The organism is Pseudonocardia sp. TMWB2A, assembly GCF_017312135.1.
Genome location: NZ_QKQY01000001.1, coordinates 2,527,136 through 2,550,283, shown reverse-complemented (window position 1 = coordinate 2,550,283; position 23,148 = coordinate 2,527,136). Strand labels below are relative to the sequence as shown.

General features: G+C 61.0%; 23 protein-coding genes. 10 read left to right on the top strand and 13 right to left on the bottom strand.

Translation table 11 applies throughout. From position 1 onward, the window contains the following. Position 1: 1 nt before the first annotated feature. From DMP17_RS11865 to tsaD, 3 genes are read right to left on the bottom strand one after another with little or no spacing between them, the layout of a single operon-like run. Complete coding sequence (locus DMP17_RS11865) at positions 2-1,528, bottom strand: lipopolysaccharide biosynthesis protein (protein WP_337829282.1); 1,527 nt, start codon at positions 1,526-1,528, stop codon at positions 2-4. Further along, on the bottom strand, positions 1,525-2,517 hold the full coding sequence (locus DMP17_RS11860; protein ID WP_337829281.1) for an NAD(P)H-dependent glycerol-3-phosphate dehydrogenase: 993 nt from the start codon (positions 2,515-2,517) through the stop codon (positions 1,525-1,527). The genes DMP17_RS11865 and DMP17_RS11860 overlap by 4 nt, the downstream gene beginning before the upstream one ends. Then, complete coding sequence (gene tsaD / locus DMP17_RS11855; protein ID WP_337829280.1) at positions 2,514-3,548, bottom strand: tRNA (adenosine(37)-N6)-threonylcarbamoyltransferase complex transferase subunit TsaD; 1,035 nt, start codon at positions 3,546-3,548, stop codon at positions 2,514-2,516. Before tsaD ends, DMP17_RS11860 begins: the two co-directional genes overlap by 4 nt. 54 nt (positions 3,549-3,602) lie before the next feature. On the opposite strand from tsaD, the gene hemC reads away from it, so the two are divergent. The 5 genes from hemC to metW all read left to right on the top strand — a co-directional run bounded on the left by hemC (position 3,603) and on the right by metW (position 8,283). Then, complete coding sequence (hemC, locus tag DMP17_RS11850; RefSeq protein ID WP_337829279.1) at positions 3,603-4,577, top strand: hydroxymethylbilane synthase; 975 nt, start codon at positions 3,603-3,605, stop codon at positions 4,575-4,577. Position 4,578: 1 nt separating this feature from the next. After that, positions 4,579-5,259, top strand: coding sequence for a uroporphyrinogen-III synthase (locus DMP17_RS11845; protein WP_337829278.1), 681 nt, complete (start codon positions 4,579-4,581; stop codon positions 5,257-5,259). A 179-nt stretch (positions 5,260-5,438) separates the two neighbouring features. After that, the gene (locus DMP17_RS11840) at positions 5,439-6,422 is read left to right on the top strand and encodes a hypothetical protein (RefSeq protein ID WP_337829277.1); all 984 of its coding nucleotides are present in this window, start codon (positions 5,439-5,441) and stop codon (positions 6,420-6,422) included. Positions 6,423-6,466: 44 nt separating this feature from the next. After that, positions 6,467-7,669 carry an acyl-CoA dehydrogenase gene (locus DMP17_RS11835; RefSeq protein WP_337829276.1) on the top strand — a complete coding sequence of 401 codons (1,203 nt, stop codon included), beginning with the start codon at positions 6,467-6,469 and terminating at the stop codon, positions 7,667-7,669. 23 nt (positions 7,670-7,692) lie between these two features. Beyond that, a complete protein-coding gene (gene metW / locus DMP17_RS11830) occupies positions 7,693-8,283 on the top strand; it encodes a methionine biosynthesis protein MetW (RefSeq protein WP_337829275.1) in 591 nt (196 codons plus the stop codon). Positions 8,284-8,312: 29 nt separating this feature from the next. Here metW and DMP17_RS11825 read toward each other — a convergent pair whose 3' ends face one another. From DMP17_RS11825 to DMP17_RS11810, 4 genes are all read right to left on the bottom strand, one after another. Next, complete coding sequence (locus DMP17_RS11825) at positions 8,313-9,041, bottom strand: extensin-like domain-containing protein (RefSeq protein WP_337829274.1); 729 nt, start codon at positions 9,039-9,041, stop codon at positions 8,313-8,315. Between the two features lie 209 nt (positions 9,042-9,250). After that, the gene (locus DMP17_RS11820; RefSeq protein ID WP_337829273.1) at positions 9,251-11,068 is read right to left on the bottom strand and encodes an AMP-dependent synthetase/ligase; all 1,818 of its coding nucleotides are present in this window, start codon (positions 11,066-11,068) and stop codon (positions 9,251-9,253) included. Between the two features lie 56 nt (positions 11,069-11,124). Further along, entirely contained in the window at positions 11,125-12,891 is a 1,767-nt protein-coding gene (gene ggt / locus DMP17_RS11815; RefSeq protein ID WP_337829272.1) for a gamma-glutamyltransferase, read from the bottom strand. A gap of 71 nt (positions 12,892-12,962) precedes the next feature. Next, positions 12,963-14,009, bottom strand: coding sequence for a quinone-dependent dihydroorotate dehydrogenase (locus tag DMP17_RS11810; protein WP_337829271.1), 1,047 nt, complete (start codon positions 14,007-14,009; stop codon positions 12,963-12,965). A gap of 511 nt (positions 14,010-14,520) precedes the next feature. Between DMP17_RS11810 and DMP17_RS11805 the strand changes: the two genes are divergently transcribed. Then, positions 14,521-15,378: an AraC family transcriptional regulator gene (locus DMP17_RS11805; protein ID WP_337829270.1), complete on the top strand. Its 858-nt coding sequence runs from the start codon at positions 14,521-14,523 to the stop codon at positions 15,376-15,378. Between the two features lie 46 nt (positions 15,379-15,424). Here the strand turns inward: DMP17_RS11805 and gpmA are convergent, their stop codons facing one another. Beyond that, positions 15,425-16,111 (bottom strand): 2,3-diphosphoglycerate-dependent phosphoglycerate mutase, encoded by a 687-nt coding sequence (gene gpmA, locus DMP17_RS11800; protein WP_337829269.1) that lies wholly within the window; start codon positions 16,109-16,111, stop codon positions 15,425-15,427. A gap of 197 nt (positions 16,112-16,308) precedes the next feature. Between gpmA and DMP17_RS11795 the strand changes: the two genes are divergently transcribed. After that, positions 16,309-16,857 (top strand): hypothetical protein, encoded by a 549-nt coding sequence (locus tag DMP17_RS11795; RefSeq protein ID WP_337829268.1) that lies wholly within the window; start codon positions 16,309-16,311, stop codon positions 16,855-16,857. Positions 16,858-16,884: 27 nt separating this feature from the next. Here the strand turns inward: DMP17_RS11795 and DMP17_RS11790 are convergent, their stop codons facing one another. The 4 genes from DMP17_RS11790 to DMP17_RS11775 form a co-directional block, all read right to left on the bottom strand. After that, positions 16,885-17,700 (bottom strand): ferredoxin--NADP reductase, encoded by an 816-nt coding sequence (locus tag DMP17_RS11790; RefSeq protein WP_337829267.1) that lies wholly within the window; start codon positions 17,698-17,700, stop codon positions 16,885-16,887. 8 nt (positions 17,701-17,708) lie between these two features. Continuing rightward, the gene (locus DMP17_RS11785) at positions 17,709-18,155 is read right to left on the bottom strand and encodes a hypothetical protein (RefSeq protein ID WP_337829266.1); all 447 of its coding nucleotides are present in this window, start codon (positions 18,153-18,155) and stop codon (positions 17,709-17,711) included. A gap of 407 nt (positions 18,156-18,562) precedes the next feature. Beyond that, positions 18,563-19,696, bottom strand: a complete 1,134-nt coding sequence (locus DMP17_RS11780; RefSeq protein ID WP_337829265.1) for a M14 family metallopeptidase — start codon at positions 19,694-19,696, stop codon at positions 18,563-18,565. Between the two features lie 259 nt (positions 19,697-19,955). Further along, positions 19,956-20,561 carry a hypothetical protein gene (locus tag DMP17_RS11775; RefSeq protein WP_337829264.1) on the bottom strand — a complete coding sequence of 202 codons (606 nt, stop codon included), beginning with the start codon at positions 20,559-20,561 and terminating at the stop codon, positions 19,956-19,958. A 90-nt stretch (positions 20,562-20,651) separates the two neighbouring features. Between DMP17_RS11775 and galE the strand changes: the two genes are divergently transcribed. The 3 genes from galE (at position 20,652) to DMP17_RS11760 (ending at position 22,590) form a co-directional block, all read left to right on the top strand. Continuing rightward, complete coding sequence (galE, locus tag DMP17_RS11770; RefSeq protein ID WP_337829263.1) at positions 20,652-21,629, top strand: UDP-glucose 4-epimerase GalE; 978 nt, start codon at positions 20,652-20,654, stop codon at positions 21,627-21,629. Between the two features lie 96 nt (positions 21,630-21,725). Further along, complete coding sequence (gene ykgO, locus DMP17_RS11765) at positions 21,726-21,851, top strand: type B 50S ribosomal protein L36 (protein WP_003046794.1); 126 nt, start codon at positions 21,726-21,728, stop codon at positions 21,849-21,851. Positions 21,852-21,996: 145 nt separating this feature from the next. Beyond that, positions 21,997-22,590, top strand: a complete 594-nt coding sequence (locus tag DMP17_RS11760) for an HAD family hydrolase (protein ID WP_337829262.1) — start codon at positions 21,997-21,999, stop codon at positions 22,588-22,590. A gap of 168 nt (positions 22,591-22,758) precedes the next feature. Here the strand turns inward: DMP17_RS11760 and DMP17_RS11755 are convergent, their stop codons facing one another. Continuing rightward, positions 22,759-23,076, bottom strand: a complete 318-nt coding sequence (locus DMP17_RS11755; protein WP_337829261.1) for a hypothetical protein — start codon at positions 23,074-23,076, stop codon at positions 22,759-22,761. Between the last annotated feature and the right edge of the window lie 72 nt (positions 23,077-23,148).

Genomic DNA, 23,148 nt, shown 5'->3' with positions numbered 1-23,148 from the left:
CTTACGCCCCGTTCGTCTCTTCGGTGATTTTGGAGCCTTTGCGGAATAGCTCGCGGTCGGTCGGGCCGAATCCGCGTGTCCAGATCCACCAGCCATAAACCGCCAATATCGTCGGGATACCGAACAACAGTTCCGCCCATTCGGGAAGATAGGTGAAGCCTATCCCGACGACGCTGGCAAATAGCGCGGCGACGACTAGCGACCAGCGCCAATTATTGACGCTCGCACCGAGCAAGTGAGTGAGCAAGCGCGCTTTGACGATCGAGGCAAAGGCGAGCGCGCACATGAGGGCCGCAGCGACCGCAACCGCCATCAGGATCGGCATATCGGGTTCGACCCGCTTGGCGACCATGATGAAAATGACCGACAATAAGGCCTGCAATATCAGCATCGCGACCGAGATCATCAGGTTGCGGTGGCGCGCGACATAGACCAGCACCGATTCGCTGACGACGGCGGTGGCGGCGACCACTTCGGCGGCGAGCAGGAAAGCGAGCGCGCCGGTGCCGATGACAAATTCGCGGCCCACAAGCCCCATCACCCCTTCACCGGGGATGCCGAGCGCGAGCGCGATTCCGGCCTGCATCGCGATAATCCAGAAACCGACCTGGCTTACTTGTGCGGCAATTTCCTTGAGCTTGCCTTCCTTGAGGTTGCGCGTGATGACCGGCCCCAAAATCGGGTCAAAGCTGGTTTTGAGCTTTTGCGGCAGCGAGGCGACTTGCTGGGCGACATAATAAATGCCGACCACCGCAGGGGTCGCAAACAGGCCGAGAATGGCAAGGTCTAGGCGGCGCGAGCCCCATTCAATCGCATCGGCAGCGGCAAGCGGCGCATTTTTGCGCGCTATCTCCCAAAGCCGGGAGGGACGCGGTTGCCAGTTGCGCGGAAAGCCATAGCTTTTGAGCATCGGGATGAGCGCAGTGACGAACGCCGCGAGCATCGCGACGACATAGGATAAAATAAGCCCGTCCCGCAGCGAATAGAAAGCAAAGCCGAACGCCGCGAGGCTGATCGCCCACGGTTCGACCACCGAGCGCGCGCGCACGGTTGCGCCGATATCGAAGCGATAGGCAAGCGCCGCCAAGGCAATATCCGCGCCCGAAATCGCAAAGATGATGAGCGGGAAGAAACGGTCGAAATCGTTGATCCGGCTGTTCGGGAACATGATGTGCGGGAACAGGATCAATATGCCGCCCGCGACCACCGAGACGATGAAGGCGAGCAATATCCCGTCCCAGACGACACAGGCCGGATCGCGGTCGGTCGAGGATAATTGTTCGGCAAGGCCGCGCTTCAACCCTAATGTCGCAAGCTGGGCGGCCAGTTCGACCACCAGCACCGCATAGGCAAACCGCCCCAACGCTTCCGGCCCGTACCAGCGTCCGGCGAAATAGAGGAAGGGCAAACGCGCGGCGAGGCGGAGCAGAAAGCCCAGAAAATTGGTGCGCCCGCCCTTGGCCAACGCCTTGACGTCGCCGCCCTCCATTTCGGTCGGATCAGGCGGGATCGGTTTGGCCGTGGTCAAGCGTTTTCGCTCCGAAGCGGACGCGCTTGCAGGTCGGCCATGACCGTGCGGACATCGGCTTCACCCGACAAAAGCTGGTTCACCGCCTCGACAATCGGCATGTCGATGCCGAGCGCATCGGCCGCTTCCAGCACCACCGGCGCACTATGCGCGCCTTCGGCCACGGTGCGGCGGTCGGCGAGCAATTCGGCGGCACCTTGCCCTTCGCCCAAGCCTTTACCGAGCGAGAAATTGCGCGACGAAGTGGACGAACAGGTCAGCACCAGATCGCCCAATCCGGCTAGGCCCGACAGGGTTTCGGCCTTGGCACCCTTGGCGAGACCGAAGCGCGTCATTTCGGCAAAGCCGCGCGAGATTAAGGTTGCGCGCGCATTTTGGCCCAGCCCCGCGCCTTCGGCAACGCCGCACGCAATCGCGATGACATTTTTGATCGCGCCGCCAATTTCCGCGCCAATCACATCGCGGCTCAAATAAGGCCGGAAGGCTGCGCGGCGGATCGCATGGGCGATGTGCGCGCCCAAAGCCTCATCTTCGCAGGCGAGCGTGACCGCGGTCGGCAATCCGGCGGCAACTTCATGCGCGAAGGTCGGGCCGGACAATACGAGAATCGGCGCGTCCGGATGCACCTCGGCGGCGACTTCGCTCATCAACAAACGGCTGCCCGCTTCCATGCCCTTGGAGCAGAGAATGAGCGGGCGCGCGCCGACTTGGAAGCGTTCAAGGCTTGCGCGCATATGCTGCGCAGGGGTGACGACGAGGAGCGCACCCACATCATCAAGATCGCGCACATCGCTGGTCGCAACAATCGACGGATGAAGCTGTTGCCCCGGCAAATAAAGTTTATTTTCATGGGATTCGGCAATATCGGCGGCGAGTTCCAGTTCGCGCGCCCATAGCGTCACGCGGCTGCCGTCAGAGGCCAGCATTTGTGCGAGCGCGGTGCCCCAAGCACCCGCGCCGATCACTCCGAAGCTCACCCCTTCGCTCATGCCTTGACCCCGGCTCCCCTTACCTTATCCGCATCCGGATCGAGCGGCCAACGCGGCCGCGCCATGACGTCAAGCGGATCGGTCAAACCGAGCGCGAAGCGTTCCGCGCCTGCCCAGCCGATCATCGCCGCATTGTCCGTGCATAGCCATAAAGGCGGCGCAACGAAACCGAGCTTATGCTCTCCCGCCAGCTTTTCAAGCGCTGCGCGCACCGACGCATTGGCCGCAACCCCGCCCGCGACCACCAGAGCGGTGACATCGCCGCTCGCCTGCAAAGCCCGCTTTGTGCGGTCGATAAGGCAATCCACCACCGCCTGCTGGAAGGAGGCGGCAATGTCTTCGGGCTTATATTGCCCGCTTTGCGCCGCGCGCATCACCGCGCTTTTAAGGCCGGCAAAACTGAAATGCGGTTCGCTGGTGCCGACCAAAGGCCGGGGCAGCGGCACCGCTTTAGGGTCGCCTGTACGCGCGGCTTTTTCTACCGCAGGCCCGCCGGGAAAACCGAGTTTCAGCAATTTAGCAGTCTTGTCGAACGCTTCGCCCGCCGCATCGTCAATCGTGGTCGCAAGCCTTTTATAACGCCCGACGCCTTCGACCTTCAAAATCTGGCAATGCCCACCCGACACCAGCAGCAGCATATAAGGATAGGCCAGAGTCTGGTCCGCCAAACGCGGCGATAAGGCATGGCCTTCGAGATGATTGACCGCAATTAACGGCTTGCCCGCGCCATGCGCGAGCGCCTTGGCTGTCACAAGGCCGACAATCACGCCGCCGATGAGGCCCGGCCCTGCGGTCGCGGCAATCGCATCGACATCGGCAAGACTCAATTCCGCATCGGCCAATGCGCCTTCGATGAGCGGCCCCAATTTTTCGACATGCGCGCGCGCGGCAAGTTCGGGCACCACCCCGCCATAGGGGCGATGTTCTTCTTCCTGCGTTGCGAGACGGTGCGCCAATATCCGCCCGTCGCTTGAGACAAGCGCGGCGGCGGTTTCATCGCAACTGGATTCAATGCCGAGAATGATGGCCATCAGCCCCTTTAGCGCCCCCTTCCGTTCCGACGCAACTGCCGCTAGGGGGTGGTCATGCCTGTCCCCGACTTGTCCCCCCTCCATGCCGCTGATCTTTCCGCCCGTTTTCCGTTGCGATTGGGGACGCGCGCGTCGCCTTTGGCGATGGCGCAGGCGCATCAGGCCAAGGCCGCGCTGACGGCCAAGCATGGCTGGGCGGACGATGCGGTCACCCTTGTCCCGATGACCGCAAGCGGCGACAAAATCCAGGACCGCGCGCTCGCCGAAGTCGGCGGCAAGGCCTTGTGGACCAAGGAATTGGACGCGAGCCTTGGCACCGGCGAGATCGACTTTTCGGTCCATTCGATGAAGGATGTCGAAACCATCCGCCCGACCATGTTTGTCGTCGCAGCAATGTTAAAGCGCGCCGATGTGCGCGACCGGCTGATCGGCGCGGAGAGCATCGCGAGCCTCCCCCAAGGCGCGACCGTCGGCACCAGCAGCCCGCGCCGCACCGCGCAGCTTTTACGCCTGCGCCCCGATTTCAACATCATCCTGTTTCGCGGCAATGTCGCAACAAGGCTCGGCAAATTGGCCGCAGGCGAAGCGGATGCGACCTTGTTGGCCGCAGCAGGGCTGGACCGGCTCGACATGAGCGATACCGGCGCTGCTATCAGCATAGACGAAATGCTCCCCGCGCCCTCGCAAGCCGCGATCGGCCTTGAGTGCCGCGCCGACGATGCGGTGGTGCGCGCCGCGATCAGCGCGGTCAACCATGCGCCCACTTGCATGGCGGTCGAAGCCGAACGCGCCTTGCTTGCGGAACTGGGCGCGGATTGCCAATCGCCGGTCGCCGCGCTTGCGGTGCAGCAACAAGGCGGCGCGCTCAAATTACGCGCCGAGCTTTTGTCGCTCGACGGCCAGCATCGGGTCGACGGCGAAATATTGCTTGGCAGCACCGCTGACGCCACCCCCGAAGCCCTAGCGCGCCTATTGCTCGACCGCGCGCCGCCGCCGGTGCGCAAGCTGTTTGCGGGGCGCGCGAACTGATATGGCACTGCCGGTCATCATCCTGCGCCCCGAACCCGGTGCAAGCGCGACCGCCGCACGCGCGCACGCTTTGGGCTATCACAGCATCGCCGCGCCCTTGTTTAGCGTCGCGCCTATCGCTTGGACGCCGCCAGCGCCCGACCGGTTCGACGCGCTATTGCTCACCAGCGCCAATAGTGCGCGCGAGGCGGGTGCGGCCTTGGCCCTTTATGCCAATCTTCCTTGCCTGTGCGTCGGCGAAGCGACCGCCAGCGCCGCGCGCGCAGCGGGGCTTGACGTTGCGTGGGTCGGCGATAGCGATGGCGGCGCGGCTTTGGCCGAAGCGAGCCGCCAGAACTGGCAACGCCTACTCTGGCTATGCGGCAAGCAGCATACCCCGCTCGTCCATCCGCGCATCAGCTTGACCGTCGTGCCGGTTTATGAAGCCGCGATGTTGGAGCCCGCGCCCGAACTCGAAGCCGCGCTCGCCCATCCGGCGATTGTGTTGTTGCACAGCCAGCGCGCGGCTTGGGCGCTCGCAGACCTTGTAAAAAGCCGGGCGCATCTGGGGCTTATCGCGATCAGCCCCGGCGTAGCGGCGGTCGCGGGCGAAGGCTGGGCGTGGGTGCGCTGGCCCGATGCGCCCAATGACCAAGCAATGCTGGAATATATGCACGCACTGTGCAACAACGCGAAGCCATGAACGATAGTCCGGATTTTTCATCGGCGAATCCGCCTGCCAACAACCCGTCTGCCAGCCCGTCCAACCCTGCGGGCAGCGCATCATCCGGTGGGCCTTCCTCCGGTGGGCCTTCTTCCGGTGGAGCTGCCTCCCATGATAGCCCCGGCGCATCGCGTCTGTCGCCCGCTTCGTCCAGCTATGTGTCGCCGCGCCCTGTAGGCAAGGGCCGCACCACCGCTGCGGTGCTGGGCGTGACCTTGCTCGCCGGAATGGTCGGCGGGGCATGGCTGATGAAAAGCTATGGCCCGCGCGGCGTGGTCGAAGTGCCAATAGCGGGCAGTGATGCGGCGGGCAGCGATGCGGGCACCAACCCCGCTGCGGCCCAAGGCGGCAGCGAGCCTTTCGCTTATGCAGCGCCCGCAAGCAGCGCGACCGGCGATAGCACCGCGGGCAATACAGCAAGCGGCACCGTGCCGCCGTCGTCCGAAACCGTCTCCGCCTTTGAAAGCGGGCGGATAGCCGCGCTTGAACAAAAGGTTGACCGCATCAATGTCGCATCGGGTGATGCTGGAGCCAACGCCTCGCGCGCCGAAGGGCTGCTGGTCGCTTTTGCCGCGCGCCGTGCGGTCGAGCGCGGCCAGTCTTTGGGCTATATCGAAAGCGAATTGCGCCAGCGGTTCGGTAGCGCAATGCCGCGCGCGGTCGCGACCATTATCGAAGCGTCGAGCCTCCATGTCACCGCCGACAAATTGCGCGAGCGGCTGGAAGTATTGGAACCGGCGCTCATGAGCGCGGACGGTGCAACGCCGGGTTTCTGGTCAACCTTGTCCAACCTGTTTGTCGTGCGGCCTGAAAATGCGCCGTCGGTCGATCCGACCCAGCGTATGGCGCGGGCCAAGCGCGCACTCGACATCGGGCGGGTCGACCGCGCGATTGTCGAGGTGGAACAGCTTCCCGGAGCCAAGCGCGCCGATGCCTGGCTGGTCCTTGCCCGCCGCTTTAACGAAGCGCAAAAGGCGCTCGACCTGATCGAATCGGCTGCCATCCAGGATCCGCGCAATTTGCAGGATTATGGCGCGCCCAATCCGCTCGCTCCGGCGGCGACACCGCCTGCCGCGCCTGCGCCCGCACCATCGGGGGCGCGCGACAAAGCAGGCAGCAAAGCGGGCGGCGCGGCCCGATAGCATCCGGTTACACCCCCTTATTTTCGCATTTTTCGAGGAACTTCATGGCGCACGATCCCAACCCCACCCCGCAGGCTTTGAACTGGGCCGACCCGTTCCAGCTTGATGGCCTGCTCACCGATGAAGAGCGGATGGTGCGCGACACCGCGCATGATTATGCGCAAAGCCGATTATTGCCGCGCGTGACCTCGGCCTATCTCGACGAACGGTTTGACCGCGAGATTATGAGCGAAATGGGCGCATTGGGCCTGCTCGGCGCGACCGTGCCGGTCGAATATGGTGGCGCAGGCCTTGGCTATGTGAGCTATGGCCTTGTCGCGCGCGAAGTCGAGCGCGTCGATTCGGGTTATCGTTCGGCCATGTCGGTGCAAAGCTCGCTCGTGATGCACCCGATCTATGCCTATGGATCGGAAGAACAGCGCCACAAATATCTCCCCAAGCTCGCGACCGGCGAATGGGTTGGCTGTTTCGGCCTCACCGAACCCGATGCAGGCTCCGATCCTGCCGGGATGCGTACAAAGGCCGAAAAAATCGACGGCGGCTATCGCCTGACCGGCAGCAAAATGTGGATTACCAATTCGCCTATCGCCGATGTGTTCGTGGTGTGGGCGAAATCCGCTGCACATGGCGGGGCGATTCGCGGCTTTGTGCTGGAAAAGGGCATGAAGGGCCTGTCCGCGCCCAAAATCGAAGGCAAGCTTTCCTTGCGCGCGTCGATTACCGGCGAAATTGTGCTCGATGGCGTCGAAGTGCCGGAGGACGCTTTGCTCCCCAATGTCGAAGGATTGAAAGGCCCGTTCGGTTGTTTGAACCGCGCGCGTTACGGCATTGGTTGGGGCGCGATGGGCGCAGCCGAAGCCTGCCTTGCCGCCGCACGCCAATATACGCTCGACCGCAAACAATTCGGTCGCCCGCTCGCCGCAACGCAATTGGTGCAATTGAAACTCGCCAATATGCTGACCGAAATCAGCCTTGGCCTGCAAGCGGCCTTGCGTGTCGGTCGCCTCATGGACGAAGGCCATTTGTCGCCGGACATGATCTCGATCATCAAGCGCAATAATTGCGGCAAGGCGCTCGATATTGCCCGCGTCGCGCGCGATATGCATGGCGGCAACGGCATTTCAGCCGAATTCCATGTGATCCGCCATGCCGCCAACCTTGAAACGGTCAACACCTATGAAGGCACGCACGATATTCACGGCCTGATCCTGGGCCGCGCGATTACGGGGATTCCCGCGTTCGGCTGAGCGCGCTTTTACCGGTTTGCCTCATGACCAAGCTGCGCCCTGACCTTGCGATCATTGCCGACCATGTGCGTGAAGGCGCGCGCGTGCTCGATGTCGGGTGCGGCGATGGCGCGTTGATGGCGGCTCTACGTGACACCAGACAGGTGGATGCGCGCGGGCTGGAGCTGGAACCGGCCAATGTGTCGGCAGCGGTCGCGCGCGGGCTTTCGGTGATACAGGGCGATGCCGACACCGACCTTGCGGACTATCCCGATAATAGTTTCGACTATGCGATTTTGAGCCAGACGCTCCAGACCACCAAGCGGCCCGACCTTGTAATGGACAATTTGCTGCGCATCGGCGCGCGCGCCTTTGTGTCCTTCCCCAATTTCGCGCATTGGCATATCCGCATCGCGCATATGTTCGGCGGGCGGATGCCGGTCACCGAAGAGCTTCCGTACCGCTGGTATGATACGCCCAATATCCACCATGTGACGATCGACGATTTCCGCGCCTATCTTGATAGCCGCAAGCTTAGGATCGAAGGGCAATGGTTCCTGTCGGGCAACCGGCCGCGCGGCAAAGGCATGGCCAATCTGTTGGCCGAACATGCGGTGTTTTTGCTGAAACGATAAGATAAAAATTCGCGCAAGCGCGCTGCGTCCTACCGGCAAAACCCCTTGCCGCTCATGTCGAAATGGAAATGGTCGGCATGGGCAGCATTATATTCGGGCGACAATACGGTGCCGAATCGGCGACAGGCGGAGCCGTGGATCAGGCGCAGGAATTTTTTTTCGCGCGAGCCGCCTTCCCAGTCATTAAGCACACTGACGCGCCGCCCGTCGGCAAGGATGAAGGCCGACACATCGACCGCATTGGCAAAAGCGTGCTGCGACAATCGCCCCGACCGACCTCCATAAATGTTGCGGCAGCTATAGGTGCCCATCGTTTCAATCTTCACCACCGGGCTGCCGAAGGTCATCTGCGCGGCGGGTTGGACCGCATAGCGCGCCCAAGCCGCGAAATTTTTGGCGAGCGGGCAGGTCATCGCGGTTGTGTTGGTGGTCGGCGTGCCGAAATCCATCACCTTAATGCTGTTGATCGTGCTGCAACCGCTGCCTTCATGCTTGTCGGGGAGCGGGGTGAAGCGCACGCCTGCAGCATGGAGCTCGCTCACGCATTGGCGCGCATCGGCGGTGGCAAAAGGCGCGTTGGGGATGGCCGCCCCTATGCGTGGGCGCGCGGCTTGTGACGGGCTGGTGGGCATCCGCTCGGCCTTGGATTGCGCGCGGCGCGCTTCCTTGCCCTCGGGCACCAGCGACCCACCCGCGCAACCGGCCAACGCAAGTGCTGCGCACATGGTCAATGATAAATTAAGCGGTTTCGGTGTCATTTGATTGACCCTAACGGTTCACCATCACCATATTTTTAAGGAATCAGGTTAATAAATCGTTACCATCGCTCTTTGGCGGGACACAATGGTTAATGGCTGAGCGGAATATGCGGGCTTTTACCCACACCTACCGCACGCTCCAGTCGGATAATATCGGGCCGTCTATACCGACAGGCTTATATAATAGGCCTGAAACTTAAGGTCAGGACCTACTCCTTACCGCCATAGAGCGCGGCGATTTTGTCCGCATAGACCTGTTTCAGTATATGGCGGCGGATTTTCATCGAGGGGGTCATCTGTTCATTTTCGATGGTGAAGGCTTCATCGGCAAAGTCGAATTTGCGCACTTTTTCCACCACCGACAAATTGGCATTGACCCGGTCAATCGCGGCGCGCACGGCGGCGCGGAATTTGTCATGCTGTTCGAGCAGTTTCAGATCGGTCGGAAGCCCGTGGATTTCGGCCCATTCCTTTGCCCATTCGGGGTCCGGCACGATGATCCCGACAATGTGCGGGCGCTTGTCGCCATAGACCATCGCCTGCAGGATTTCCGGCTGGAGCGTCAGCATCCCTTCGACCCGCTGCGGCGCAACATTGTCGCCCTTGTCGTTGACGATAAGGTCTTTTTTTCGGTCGGTAATGACGATGCGGCCCTGTTCGTCAAAATGGCCGATGTCGCCGGTGTGGAGCCAGCCATTGACCAGCACGCGGTCGGTTTCGGCCTGATTGCGCCAATAGCCGTGCATGACGAGTTCGCCGCGCACCAATATTTCGCCATCTTCGGCAATTTTGACCTCGGTATTGAGCATCGGCGGGCCGACTGTGTCCATCTTCAAACCGGCGGCGGGGCGGTTGCAGCTAATCACCGGCCCCGCTTCGGTCTGGCCATAGCCTTGCAGCAAGGTCAGGCCCAAGGAGTGGAAGAATATCCCGATATCCGGATTGAGCGGTGCGCCGCCCGACACCAACGCCTTGATGCGTCCACCGAATTTCTGCTGGATTTTGGGCTTGAACAAGCGGTCCACGGCAAATTGCACCGGCTTGTCATAGAAAGGCAGGCCGCCCTTGGTATAGCTTTTTTCGCCCAGGGTGAGCGCGCGGTCGAGCAATATATTGGCAAGCTTGCCCTGCTTTTCGACCGCCTTCAACATGCGCGCGCGGATGACTTCGAACAGGCGCGGCACCACGACCATGATGGTGGGTTTGACTTCCTCGATGTTGGAAACCAGCTTTTCCAGCCCTTCCGAATAATAAATCTGCCCGCCCAAAGCGATCGGCAGGAATTGCCCGCCCGAATGTTCATAAGCGTGGGACAGCGGCAGGAAGGACAGGAACACCTCATCATCCCAGCCGAAATCATTCTCGATAATGTCGATACAGCCTTCGACATTGTGGAGGATCGCGCCGTGATGCTGGCGCACCCCGCGCGGCGCGCCGCCGGTGCCGGAGGTATAGATAAGGCAGGCAAGCTCGTCGCGCGTGACTTTGGCGGCGCGGTCGCGGATCGCGGCAAGATGCTTTTCGCCATCACTGACCAGATGATTCCAGTTGCGGATTTCGACATCGCCTTGCTGGCCGATGCGCAAATCCTGCATCCCGATGGCCAGCCTTGCATTGGAGCGCATGACCGCGGGCATCAAGGTTTTGGCGAGTTTGGCATCCGACACAATCACCGCGCTCGCGCCGCTATTGTCGAGGATATGCTGGTGATCGCGTTCGGTGTTGGTGGTGTAGGTCGGAACGGTCACGCACCCCGCTGCCATGATGGCAAGGTCCGAAATACACCATTCGGGCCGGTTTTCGCTGACCAGCATGATGCGGTCGCCATTTTTGAGGCCCAGTTCGTTGAACGAATGGGCGAGCGCTGCGACCATATGCGCTGCCTCGCGCCAGCTTATCGGCGTCCATGCGCGGTCCTTTTTGGCCCATAGGAAAGGTTTGTCGCCCTCTTCTTCGGCGCGGGTGAAGAACATCGAAACCAGATTGGGAAAGCGTTCCATCGGGCGCTCTTTGGTGCTGCGCTTCATTGATTTTGGCCTTTATCCATGGGGAAGAGGGGTAAGCGGACGTGCGCGGGCGGCATTTATTGCGCCAGCGCATTGCCTTGGCTGCGCGGATCGGCCGCGCCGGTCCATCCCGACGCGGTGCGTTCGGCGGTGGTCAGTTTGGACCCCAGATCGATCACCCGCACTTTCTGCCCGAAGGCCGAAATGCGCGGCGCGAGACTGTTACCGAGCGGAGAATTTTCCATCTGCAACCCGTCCTTGTCATAGAAAATATTGGGGAGCGCGATGGCTTCGCTGGCGGGCATCCCGAAATCAAGCACACCGACCAATGTTTTGGTAACGTGCATGATGATGCGCTTGCCGCCTGCCGAGCCGACCGCGAGGATCGGCTTGCCGTCGGGACCGTAAACAATGGTGGGGGCCATTGACGATAAAGGCCGCTTGCCCGGCTCGACGCGGTTGGCGACCGGCGCGCCTTTTTCTTCGGGCGCAAAGGTGAAATCGGTCATCTCGTTATTGAGCACCACGCCGTTGGCGACCAACTGGCTGCCGAATATGCCTTCGATGGTCGATGTCATCGAGGCAAGATTGCCCGCTTTGTCGCTCGCGACGAAATGGGTGGTGCCGGAAACTTCACCCGGAGGCGCGGCGGTGCGCGGCTTGGCGCCCGGCGGCGTCCCCGCCTCATAGGTGCCAAGCGCCCGCAACGGCGAAATCAGATGCGCACGGCTGGCTATATAGCTTTTGTCGAGCAGGCCCTTGACCGGCACATCGACAAAGCCGGGATCACCCAGATATTTGGCGCGGTCGGCATAGGCCAATTGCATCGCTTCGCCGATCAGATGCCAGCTCATCGGGCTGTCCTTGCCCATCGCCTTCATGTCATAGCCTTCCAGCATCCCCATAATCTGGAACACTGTGGTCGCACCCGACGAAGGCGGCCCCATGCCGCATAATTTATATTGGCGATAGCTGGTGCAAACCGCTTCGCGGTCCACCGCCTGATAGCTTTTAAGATCATCCAGCGTCATCACCGCCGGATTGACCGACGCCTTGCCGACTGCATCGACAATCGCCTGCGCATTGCTGCCGGTATAAAAAGCGTCGGGGCCTTTGTCGGCAATGTCGCGCAGCAATTTTCCAAGCGCGGGGTTGTGGATGGTCACGCCTTCGCCAATCGGCTTGCCGTCGCGGAAGTAAAGCGCGCGGGTGGCGGGCTGTTCGGCGATGGTTTTGGCGTTCATCGCAATTGCGGCGGCGGTCCAGGCATTGGTGACATAGCCTTGTTCGGCCAAACGGATGGCTGGTTGGAACAAGGCTTGCCATTTTAGCTTGCCCCATTTTTTATGCGCCATTGCCGCCAGCCGGATATTGCCGGGAACGCCGACCGACTTGCCGCCGGGATAGGCTTGGACGAACGGGATGGGCTTGCCGTCTGCGCCCATGAACAGGTTGGGGGTAGCCGAAGCGGGGGCTTTTTCGCGCCCGTCAATCGTGCCGGTGGTGCCGGTGCTGGCGTCATTATAGACAAAGAAACCGCCCCCGCCGATGCCGCTCGATTGCGGCTCGACCACGCTCAAAGCGAGCATGGTGGCGATGGCCGCATCCGCCGCAGACCCGCCTGCGCGCAGCATCTCTTGCCCTGCGGCGGTGGCGCGCGGATCGGCGGATGCAACGACAGCGGCCCCGCTCGCGGTTTTGGCGGCGGGCAAGGTGGCGGCGGTTTGCGGGACCGTATTATTGGGATCGATTTGTTGGGCGTAAACGGGCTGTGCGAGCATTGCTATTGCAACGACGCCCATGCCTTTCATCCCCTGCATTTTTGTCATTTTCATGCGCGCCATAAAAGCAGCGTCCCGCGCCAAGGGCAAGCACCTAATGGTGTAACAGAATAAGGAGGCGATGATGCGCGGGCTTATGCGCCCACGGCATCGGCCAGCCGCGCAAAGCCGTCGCGTTCGAGCAGGCGCTTCAAGCCTCTATTGATGCGGCTGGCGAGCATCGGTCCTTCATAGACCATCGCGCTGTAAATTTGCACGAGCGATGCCCCGGCACGGATGCGGGCATAGGCTTCCTCTGCGCTCGCGATACCGCCGACCGAAACGAGCGGGATGGTCCCGCTTCCGGCTGCGACAAAATCCTTGAGCCGCTGGCGGGACAGGGCGCACAGCGGCGCGCCGGATAGGCCGCCTGCTTGTTGCGCATGGGACGAACGCAGGTCGGCAGGGCGGCTGATCGTCGTATTGCTGACAATCAGCGCATCGAGCCGATGCTGGTGGGCGAGGGCAATAATATCGTCAATATCGGCAGGCTCCAGATCGGGCGCGACCTTGAGGAAGACGGGCGGGGCGTCATTTCCCCGCGCCGCCATGACCGCAGCAAGAAGCGCGTCCAGCGCCCCCTTATCCTGCAAGGCGCGCAGCCCCGGCGTGTTGGGCGAGCTGATATTGACGGTGAGATAATCGGCGAGCGCGGCCATGTGTTCGACCCCGCGCACATAATCTTGCGCCGCGCGGCCCTCGGCGGTGCTGTCCTTGTTCGCGCCGATATTGATGCCGATGAGCGGCACCGGTCCGGAGCTACGCAAGGCCTTGATGCGCGCGGCGGCGGCCTCTTGCCCGTCATTGTTAAAGCCCATGCGGTTGATAACCGCGCGGTCCTCGACCAGCCGGAACAGGCGCGGGCGGTCATTGCCGCTTTGCGCGCGCGGGGTGAGCGTGCCGACCTCGGCAAAGCCGAACCCCAGCGCGGGCATCGCGTGGATGACCTCGGCATTTTTATCGAAGCCGGGCGCCAAGCCCACCGGATTGGGAAAGTGCAGCCCCGCAACCGCCATCGCAAGCATCGGGTCGGCAGCCAATGGCCGCGCGCGGTGACGCAGCTTGAGCGCCTTGATCGTCAGGCTATGGGCATTTTCCGCATCGAGGCCGAACAGGACGGGCTTGGCAAGACTATAGAGCATCGCCGCCCCATGCGGGAGGTAGCCCGCTAATGCAAGCGGTCATACCGGACGGGCAAGATGCGCAAGGAAAGCGGTTCCGATACAATAATGTTGCCGAGTCGCGCCGATCGATGAACGATAGTTGACCGGACAAAAATGAATGAATGATTACGCGAAAACGTAATAATCAGCCATATCCCGTGCTATCCACTACATAATCATTGTGAGATTCCGCACCATGTCGATTTTATACAATACTTTGAAAGGCGACTCGCTCATATCCGCCCTGCGACCCGAAGGGCTCTGGCGTCGTTATACGACAAGAGGGACCTTTTCCCTTAAGACCTGATCCGGCACCCGCCGGTTCAGGTCTTTTTTTTCCGGCAGAACACGCGCGCTTTTACGCAGGGGTAAAGCGCATATCAGCCGCATTATTGTAAACGCATGTATAATGTAGAAATCGTGCAAATATCATGCTATAGCGCGCGCTTCTCGACGGGTCGCAACCTTAGTCGAACAGGGACCATACCCCATGGAGCAGAAGCTGGTTTATGCCGCGCCTGCAGAAGATGTCCGGGACATTGTCTCGGCTTATTATTTTGCCGATTTTCCGCGCGAAGCTTTGCCCGAAGGCGGCATAATCGCGCATGAACGCGCCGCGATTGCGCAAATCCGTATCATATTCAGCGGGTCGGCGATTGTCATGCCGCCGGGCGGCGCGCGCATCTTTGTCGACGGCCCGGTCGTGGTCGGGCCTACGACCGGCCAGACAAGTTATGAAATTGTCGAAGGCGTGCGGCTGGTGGGGGCGGGGTTGCTGCCATGCGGCTGGCACGCGATGACGCGGCGGTCTGCGGCGGACTATCTCAACACCACCATCGCCATCGACCGGCATTTCCATCCGATGATGCACGAAGCGGTCGCCAAATTGCGTGGCATGACGGACTTTGCCGACATGATACGCCTGCTCGACGAAGGCGCGCGCGCGCTCAACCATTATGTCGATCCCGATGTGCGCCAGTTCGTCCATATCGTCGATAATTGGCTGATCAGCAGTATCGCGCCCGAAGTGGGCGATCTTTACGAAAAATTCGGCCTGTCGCGCCGCCATGTCGAGCGGCTGGTCAAACATTTATACGGCGTCCCGCCCAAAATGCTCGCGCGCAAATATCGGGCGCTCAGGACCGCCAAACTGCTCCACGCCCGCAACGCGCCGACCGAAGATTATGCCCACGCCTTTTACGACCAATCGCATATGATCCGCGAAATCAAGCATTTCACCGGCCAGACCCCGCGCGAAATCCGCTTCGACATGACCGAATTCAGCCGCACCTTGGACGCCCGATCAGACCTTGTCGGCCAAATCCACCCGCTGACCGCTTTGATTTGAGGCCCGGATTGGAAAAGGGCGCGCTTGGCGCCTCACCCTTGGCCCTTTACCGTTCGTTCAGATAATAACGGTCCACCGCGTTCAGATTGTCGTCCAGTTCATAGACAATCGGCTGGCCGGTCGGGATTTCCAGCGACGTGATTTCATCATCGGGAATGTTCGACAGATGCTTGACCAACGCGCGCAGGCTGTTGCCGTGGGCGGAGATGAGGACGCGCTTGCCCGCTTTGAGATCAGGCGCAATATTCGCCTCCCAATAAGGCAACACGCGCTCGATTGTATCCTTGAGGCTTTCGGTGTCGGGAATGGCGATGCCGTCATAACGGCGGTCCTTGCTCAAATCGAATTCCGAACCGGCCTCCAAAGGCGGCGGCGGAATGTCGAAGCTGCGGCGCCAGATATGGACCTGTTCATCGCCATGCTTGGCCGCGGTTTCGGCCTTGTTGAGACCGGTTAGCCCGCCATAATGGCGCTCGTTCAAATGCCAGTCCTTTTTGACCGGCAGCCATAAACGGCCCATTTCTTCGAGCGCCAGATTGAGCGTCTTGATCGCGCGGCTTTGCACCGATGTGTAGCAAATGTCGAAATCGAGGCCCTTATCCTTCATCAAACGGCCCGCCGCGCGCGCTTCTTCTGCGCCCTTTTCGGTCACATCCACATCCCACCAGCCGGTGAAGCGGTTTTCCAGATTCCATTGCGACTGGCCATGACGGATGAGAACGAGGGTGGGCATGAACTAACTCCTGTGATGCAAAACGCACGCGCCAGCCCATAACGGCGCGCAGCCTGCCCGCCAAGAGGCATATCGTGTCCGGCTCCAAGGCGGGGCCTTAAGCCCGACGATAAGTTGAGGCATGGTCATTGCCACAAGCCTGTATTAAGAAACGCAAAAGCATAGGTTTTTCAACGCCACATGGGGAGACAGGCAGAATGATGAAGGCAATCCGGACGGCAAACAGAAGAAGCGCGCGGGCCTATCTGGGCGGCGCATTGGCGCTTGGCCTGATGGTCGGCGGCCTTGCGGGGGCGGGTGCGCTCGAAGCTAAATCGCCAGCCAAATCTTCGGCCAAATCTTCGGCCAAAGCTGCGGCCAAAAAGCGGGTAGTGAAGCCGCGGCCTATCCACCCCGCTGGCACTTATAAGCGCAGCAGACCCAATGGCGGCACCTTGACCATCACCCGCCAAGGCCATCAATGGCATATGTTCGTGACTGCGGGCGGCTTGCCAAATGGCGGGGCAACCGCCGCCGATTGCGAAGTGGCCGCGCTCGGCGCGCTGCACGCCGCCCGCATCACCGCCCGCCCCGTGCCGTGGCGCAGCGAACGCATCACCATCACGCCCAATGATCTGACCGACGTGGACGGCACCGTAACCGTAAGCTTCGTCAAAGGCGGGGTGCAGCTCAACGCGGTCGGCATCACCGGACCATTATGCCCGCCGGGCTCCAGCTTTGACGGCTTTTACCGCCGCGTGCGCTAAGGCTTTGAGGGCCTTAAGGGCTTGATCCTAGCCAGCAAACGCGCGTTCGATCACATAATCGCCGGGCTTGGCGTTCGACCCTTCTTCAAACCCCAGCGCGTCAAGCCGCGCGGACAGGCTGCGGATCATATCCATGCTGCCGCACATCATTACCCGGTCCTGTTCGGGGTCGAAACGCTCCGGTCCCATCAATCCCGCGCGGAACAATGCGCCACTGTCGATCAGCCCGTCAATCCGGCCGGTCGTGTGGAACGGCTCGCGCGTGACGGTCGGCACATAGGTGAGTTGCAGCAATGCCTGATCCTGCACCAACGGGTCGCCCGCCAGTTGCGCTTCGAGCAACGGGCGGAACGCAAGGTCGGAGACATGGCGCACACTATGCACCAGCACAATCGCGCCGAACCGTTCGTAAATATCGGGATCGCGGATGAGGCTCAAAAATGGCGCAAGACCGGTGCCGGTCGACAGCAGGAATAATCTTTGGCCGGGCTTTAACGCATCCGTCACCAACGTGCCGGTCGGCTTACGGCCCAGCAAAATTTCATCACCCGGCACGATTGTCTGCAGTCTTGATGTCAATTTGCCATCCGGCACCTTGATCGACAGAAATTCCAGCTCGTCGGCATAATCCGGGCTCGCAATCGAATAAGCGCGCAGCAAAGGCCGCCCTTCATCGGGAAGGCCGATCATCACAAATTCGCCCGAACGGAAGCGGAAGCTTGGCGGGCGGGTGATGGTGAAGCTGAACAGATGGTCGTTCCAATGGCGCACCCCGCGCACATGTTCGATGGTGAGCGCGCTCGACGGCGCAAGGCTGGCGGTGGCGGACAGGCGGTTACTCATGGATTTTCTCAACAAGGCTTTCGGGTTGGAGGATGGGACAGGCGGGCAAGCATGATGCCCGCGCGGGATAAGGCTGTGACCGCTTCGGCAAAGGCATTCAGCGCCGTATCGACCAGATGGGCAGGAAGCAGCAACGCGAGCGTCGCGCGGGCATGACCTTCTTCGCCGCGCGCGCAATGCCGCCATAAGGCCAGAAACACCGCCTCGCCTTCGCCCACCAAGGGCGTGCCGGACGCATCTATTTCCAACGGATGCGCGGCATCGAGCAGCATGATCGCCATGACCATATGCACCGGCGCAATCGCCGCAGCGCGCGGGCCGACAAACAGCGGCATCAGCGCCGCTGCCGGACAATGATGCGCGCGATACGCCTCCCGCCACAGCCGCATCGCCCCCAAAAGCATCCGGGCCTCTCCGAGCAAGGAGAGCAAAGGGCGGTCGACAAAATGATACATGGGTCGCGGAGGCGCTTCTTGTGATGATATTGCGAATGACTCGCAATTACACGCGCGGGCGTGACTGTCAATATGGTTGCGGCGGGGTGATGGGGAAAAGGCGCGGGGGAGGCGTGGTTAGGCGGCGGGGCTTTTGGGGTGTCGCTGCTCCATCGCACGCATCCTCTCTGCGCCTTCCCTCCCTCTGCGCCTCTGCGTGAACCAAGATAAAAGCAATCAACCCCCCGCACGCGCGTTCGCTGAGACTGGCCTGCCTCGCCAACCTCCGTTCGTCCTGAGTAGGCTCGAAGAGCCGTATCGAAGGACCGGTTGCGCGCGCAGCCTGTCCTTCGATACACCGCCCTTTCAGGGCGGCGCTCAGGACGAACGGAAGGTGGGGATGTGCTTGGACATTAAGGCGCGAAAATTTACACCTCGTCGACCAACTCCGCGAGCGTTGCCAGACAATCGCGGGCGAGTTGCATCGAGCGTTCGGGGGACCAGCCATGTTCTTCGTCCGCAAGGAATTTATTATCCTTGAACGGCATTTCGAGCGTCATCGCGGTCGCGCCGAAGCGTTCGGCGAGCTGGTTGGTGGACATGGAAAGATTGGCGGTGCCGGGCTGTGATTCTTCATAGCCCAGTTCAATCTGGAAATCGGGCGTGCGGCGCGCGAGCGCATCGCGGAAGCGGGTGAATTTGCCATATTGCGCATCACTCCACGACGGGATGCCTTCGAAACCGGCAAAGAATACCGCCGGAATCGCTTCATCACCATGCACGTCGATGGCGAAATCGACGCCGCTTTCGTCCATCGCATTGCGCACGCACAAGACTTCGGGGCTTTTCTCCTTGGTCGGATTATCCCACTCGCGGTTCAAATTCACGCCTGCATAGTTGGTGCGCAAATGGCCGCGATAGCTGCCGTCCGGGTTCATATTCGGCACGATATGGAGGCGGCAGGTCTGGAGCAACTTGCGCGCATGGGGGTCTTGCGGATCGGTGAGCATATCCAAGGCTCCTTCCATCCACCATTCGGCCATGCTTTCGCCGGGATGCTGGCGCGCATAGAGCCACACCTGCTTGTCGCCTTCGCCCATTTCGAGACAGTCGATCGGGCGGCCTTCAAGGCTGGTGCCAAGCTGGCGCAGGCGCACGCCCTCATGCGCCGCTGCATTGGCGACGAGGTCATAATGGCGTTCGAGCGAATAGGGCGCGAAATAGGCGAACCACACCACATCGCTGGTCGCTTCCCAGCGGAAGATGAGCGTCCCGCCATCGGCGTCGGGGTCATAATCGGTGGTCGCGCGCGCCCAATATTCGCGGTCTTCGGACACGCATACCTTATAATCGACCCAACCATCCGGATAGGCCGATTCGGCAAGGCCGGTAATATGGAATTCCAGCGCATCGCCAACCGAACAGGCGACGCGGAAATGGAACCATTGGAAAAAGTCCGATTCGCGATCCTTGCGGATGGCAAGGCGCGCGGTGGTGCCGGTGATCTGGTTTACAATGATGTTGCCGCTGTCGAAAGCCGCGTTAATTTGAATATCGTTCATTTGGGCAGTGACCTCACTATTAGCGCGGTTGAGGCGTCAAAATGGCGAAGATATCGGAGGAAAATGTCCGCCGCAGATAGTCATTCTATCTGCAAGGGCATTTTGCTTCGAGATCGAAGCCATTTTGACGTCCTGAGGGATTTGACCGATTTTGTCCATTGCCGCGTCGGCAAGGCTCGAAATATCTACATATTCACAGCGCCTTGCCTCCTTGCACTGAACAAAATCGCTTCAAACCTCAATCGCGCTAATAGCGAGGTCACTGCCCTACTCTAATAGACTTACCGCTCTCGCCGGGGAAGCCCCTGAACAAGGCTTCGGCCATTTTTGCCGCTACGGCGGAGGGTTCTGCCGCAGGGGTGCCTTGTTTGACGGTGGTGGAGGCGCGGCCTTCCCACATGACGGCCTTGTCGCTGTTGCGCAGGATTTGCACCGACAGGTCATTGCCGATGCGCGGTTTGGGCGGGCCGGACAGGTCTATGCCAATGCCAAGCCCGACGCCGCTGCCATAGCTGCCGGTCGAGCCGCCCACGCCGACCGATACGGGCGAGCGCCGTCCGCGCAGGGCGGGATCAATCATGCCGCGGCTTTGTGTGACCTTGACGCTATAGCTCGCGCGGCTGCCATTTTCGCGGGCAAAGCCCAAACGGTCGAGTTCGCGTGCAACCGCTTGCGTCCATACCGCGCCCTCCAACCCTTGCGGCGAATAAGGGCTGGCGGCATCAATCGTGTAAGAGCCGGGCGCGAAGGCGGCCTGATCGGCGCGGTGGAAGCGGGTGACATCGACGGGGCCGGAACCGCTGGTCGCGCAACCGGCCAAGGCGGCGCCCATCAACAGGAGGGGCAAAAGCGGGGTGATTTTCATAATGGCAAACCCTAGGTCAAATGTGATGAACTGTCATTTAACTTCTTTCTGCTAGGACTACGCGCCATGACACAGAAATTTCCCGTTCTCGTGACCGGCGGTGCCGGATATATCGGCAGTCACGCGGTCCTGGCCTTGCAGGATGCAGGTTGGCCGGTGGTGGTTATCGACAATCTCGTCACCGGATTCCGCTGGGCGGTGCCGCACGATGTGCCGTTCGTCGAGGGCGATGTGGCCGATATGGCGCTGGTCGGCGACACCATCCGCCGCCATAATATCGGCGCGATCCTGCATTTTGCAGGGTCGGTCGTGGTGCCGGAGTCGGTCGAAAATCCGCTGAAATATTATCGCAATAACACCGCCGCGAGCCGCAACCTTATCGAAGCTGCGGTGGCGTCAGGGGTCAAGCATTTCATCTTTTCGTCAACAGCGGCGACCTATGGCATCCCCGATGTGTCGCCGGTCACCGAAACGACGCCGCAGCGCCCGATCAACCCTTATGGCTGGTCGAAGCTGATGACCGAACAAATGCTTGCCGATACTGCGCTTGCGGAAGATGTAAACTATTGTGCCTTGCGCTATTTCAACGTCGCAGGGGCCGATCCGCACGGGCGCACCGGCCAATCGACGGCGGGCGCAACCCACCTCATCAAAGTGGCGGGCGAAGCGGCGCTCGGCAAGCGCGCATCGGTCGCAATATTCGGCAGCGATTTCGATACGCCCGATGGCACCGGGGTGCGCGATTATATCCATGTGAGCGATTTGGCGGCGGCGCATGTGCTGGCGCTCAATGCTTTGGTCGCCGATCCGGCCACCAGCCTGCGCTTGAACTGTGGTTATGGGCGCGGCTTTTCGGTGCTGGATGTGCTGGACGCAGTGGACCGGGTGGCGGGCGTTACGCTCACCCGCGAAATGCAGCCGCGCCGCGCGGGCGACCCTGATTCGCTCATATCCGACAATCGCGCCATCCTCGCCCGATTCGGCTGGCAACCGCGCTATGATGACCTCGACACCATTGTCGGCCATGCGCTGGCGTGGGAAAAGTCGCTCATGGCGCGCGCATCTTAGGGAAAAATCCCCCGAATCGGGTTGACTTTATCCCGTGCGCCCCGTAACTGCGCGCCTTCACATTCAATGTAACCTTTTATTTGGAAGCGTTTCGCCATGAAGATCCGCAACAGCCTTAAGTCGCTCAAAGACCGTCACCGCGACAACCGCGTGATCCGTCGTCGCGGCCGCACTTATGTCATCAACAAGACCAACCGTCGTTTCAAGGCGCGTCAGGGCTAATCGCCCACGCTTATTGATTCGAAGGTATAATGTTGAAGACCGCCGTTCGGGAAGGCCCGCGCGGCGGTTTTTGCGTGCCTGAAAGAAGGGCTGACCGATGCCGGACAGGATAGCGCCTCTTCCAGCGCCACCTACAGTCACGACCGTGATTTTCGATGTCGGCAAGGTGCTGGTCGAATGGGATATAAGAGGGTTGTATCGCCCGCTGATCGCCGATCCTACCGAACTGGAGCGGTTCGTGGCGCAAGTGGTGACGCCTGAATGGCATTTCCAGCATGATGCCGGACGCAGCTTTGCCGATACCAGCGCGGAATTGATCGCCGCCCATCCGCAACATGAAGAATTGATCCGCCTGTTCGGCCCGCGCTTTGGCGAGACATTGGGCGCGATATTGCCGGGGATGCGGGCGCTGGTCGGCAGGCTCGCCGCGCGGGATGTGCCGCTCTATGCTATCACCAATTTCAGCGCCGAATTCTGGCCCGCCTTTGAAGCGCGCGAAGCCGAACTATTCGCGCCGTTCCGCGATATATTGGTGTCGGGCGCAGAAAAATTGCTCAAACCCGATCCGGCGATTTACCGGCTGGCGATTGAGCGGTTCGGCGTCGAGCCGGACGCGTGCCTGTTCGTCGATGACCGCCCGGAAAATGTCGCGGCCGCCGAAGCGCAAGGGATGCGCGGGCATGTGTTTGCCGGGGCTGCCGGGCTGGAACGGGAATTGCGGGAGTTGGGGTTGTTGTGAGGGTAACTACCCCCTCCCGATCGGGAGGGGCAACGGAGCCTTAATGACCCAGAGCGCAGCGAAGGGGAATTTAGGCGAAGTCGGGGAGGGCTTTGGTTTAAGCTGAGGGCGTTGGCCAATTCAAACAGGCCCTCCCCCGGCCCCTCCCTAAAGGGAGGGGAGAAGGGTTTACGCCGCTTGCGCGACCGGCTCCACGGCGAGCAACGTCACGCCGGCATATTTTTCGGCCTGCGGTTCAAACAGTGCATTGGGAGCAAATTCTTGCTCCACCAGCGTGAGGTCGCCAAGGCCGTCCAGTTTGAACGTGCCGATCTTCACTTCGCGCGGCGGGTTGCCGTCGCGGTCGATGGTGGTGGCGTCGATGTAAAGCTCGTCATGGCGCGTATATAAGATATGCGGCGCAAGCGTGACGACCCCGCGATTATAGGTCGCGGTAACACAGCGCAAACGGGCGATAGCCTCCAAGGCGATTGCGGGTGATGACATAATGGCCGCGATATACCGGTTCCGGGCGGGCCTGTCTAATATTTTGTGCGTTGCAGCATGAGGCGGCAAAGA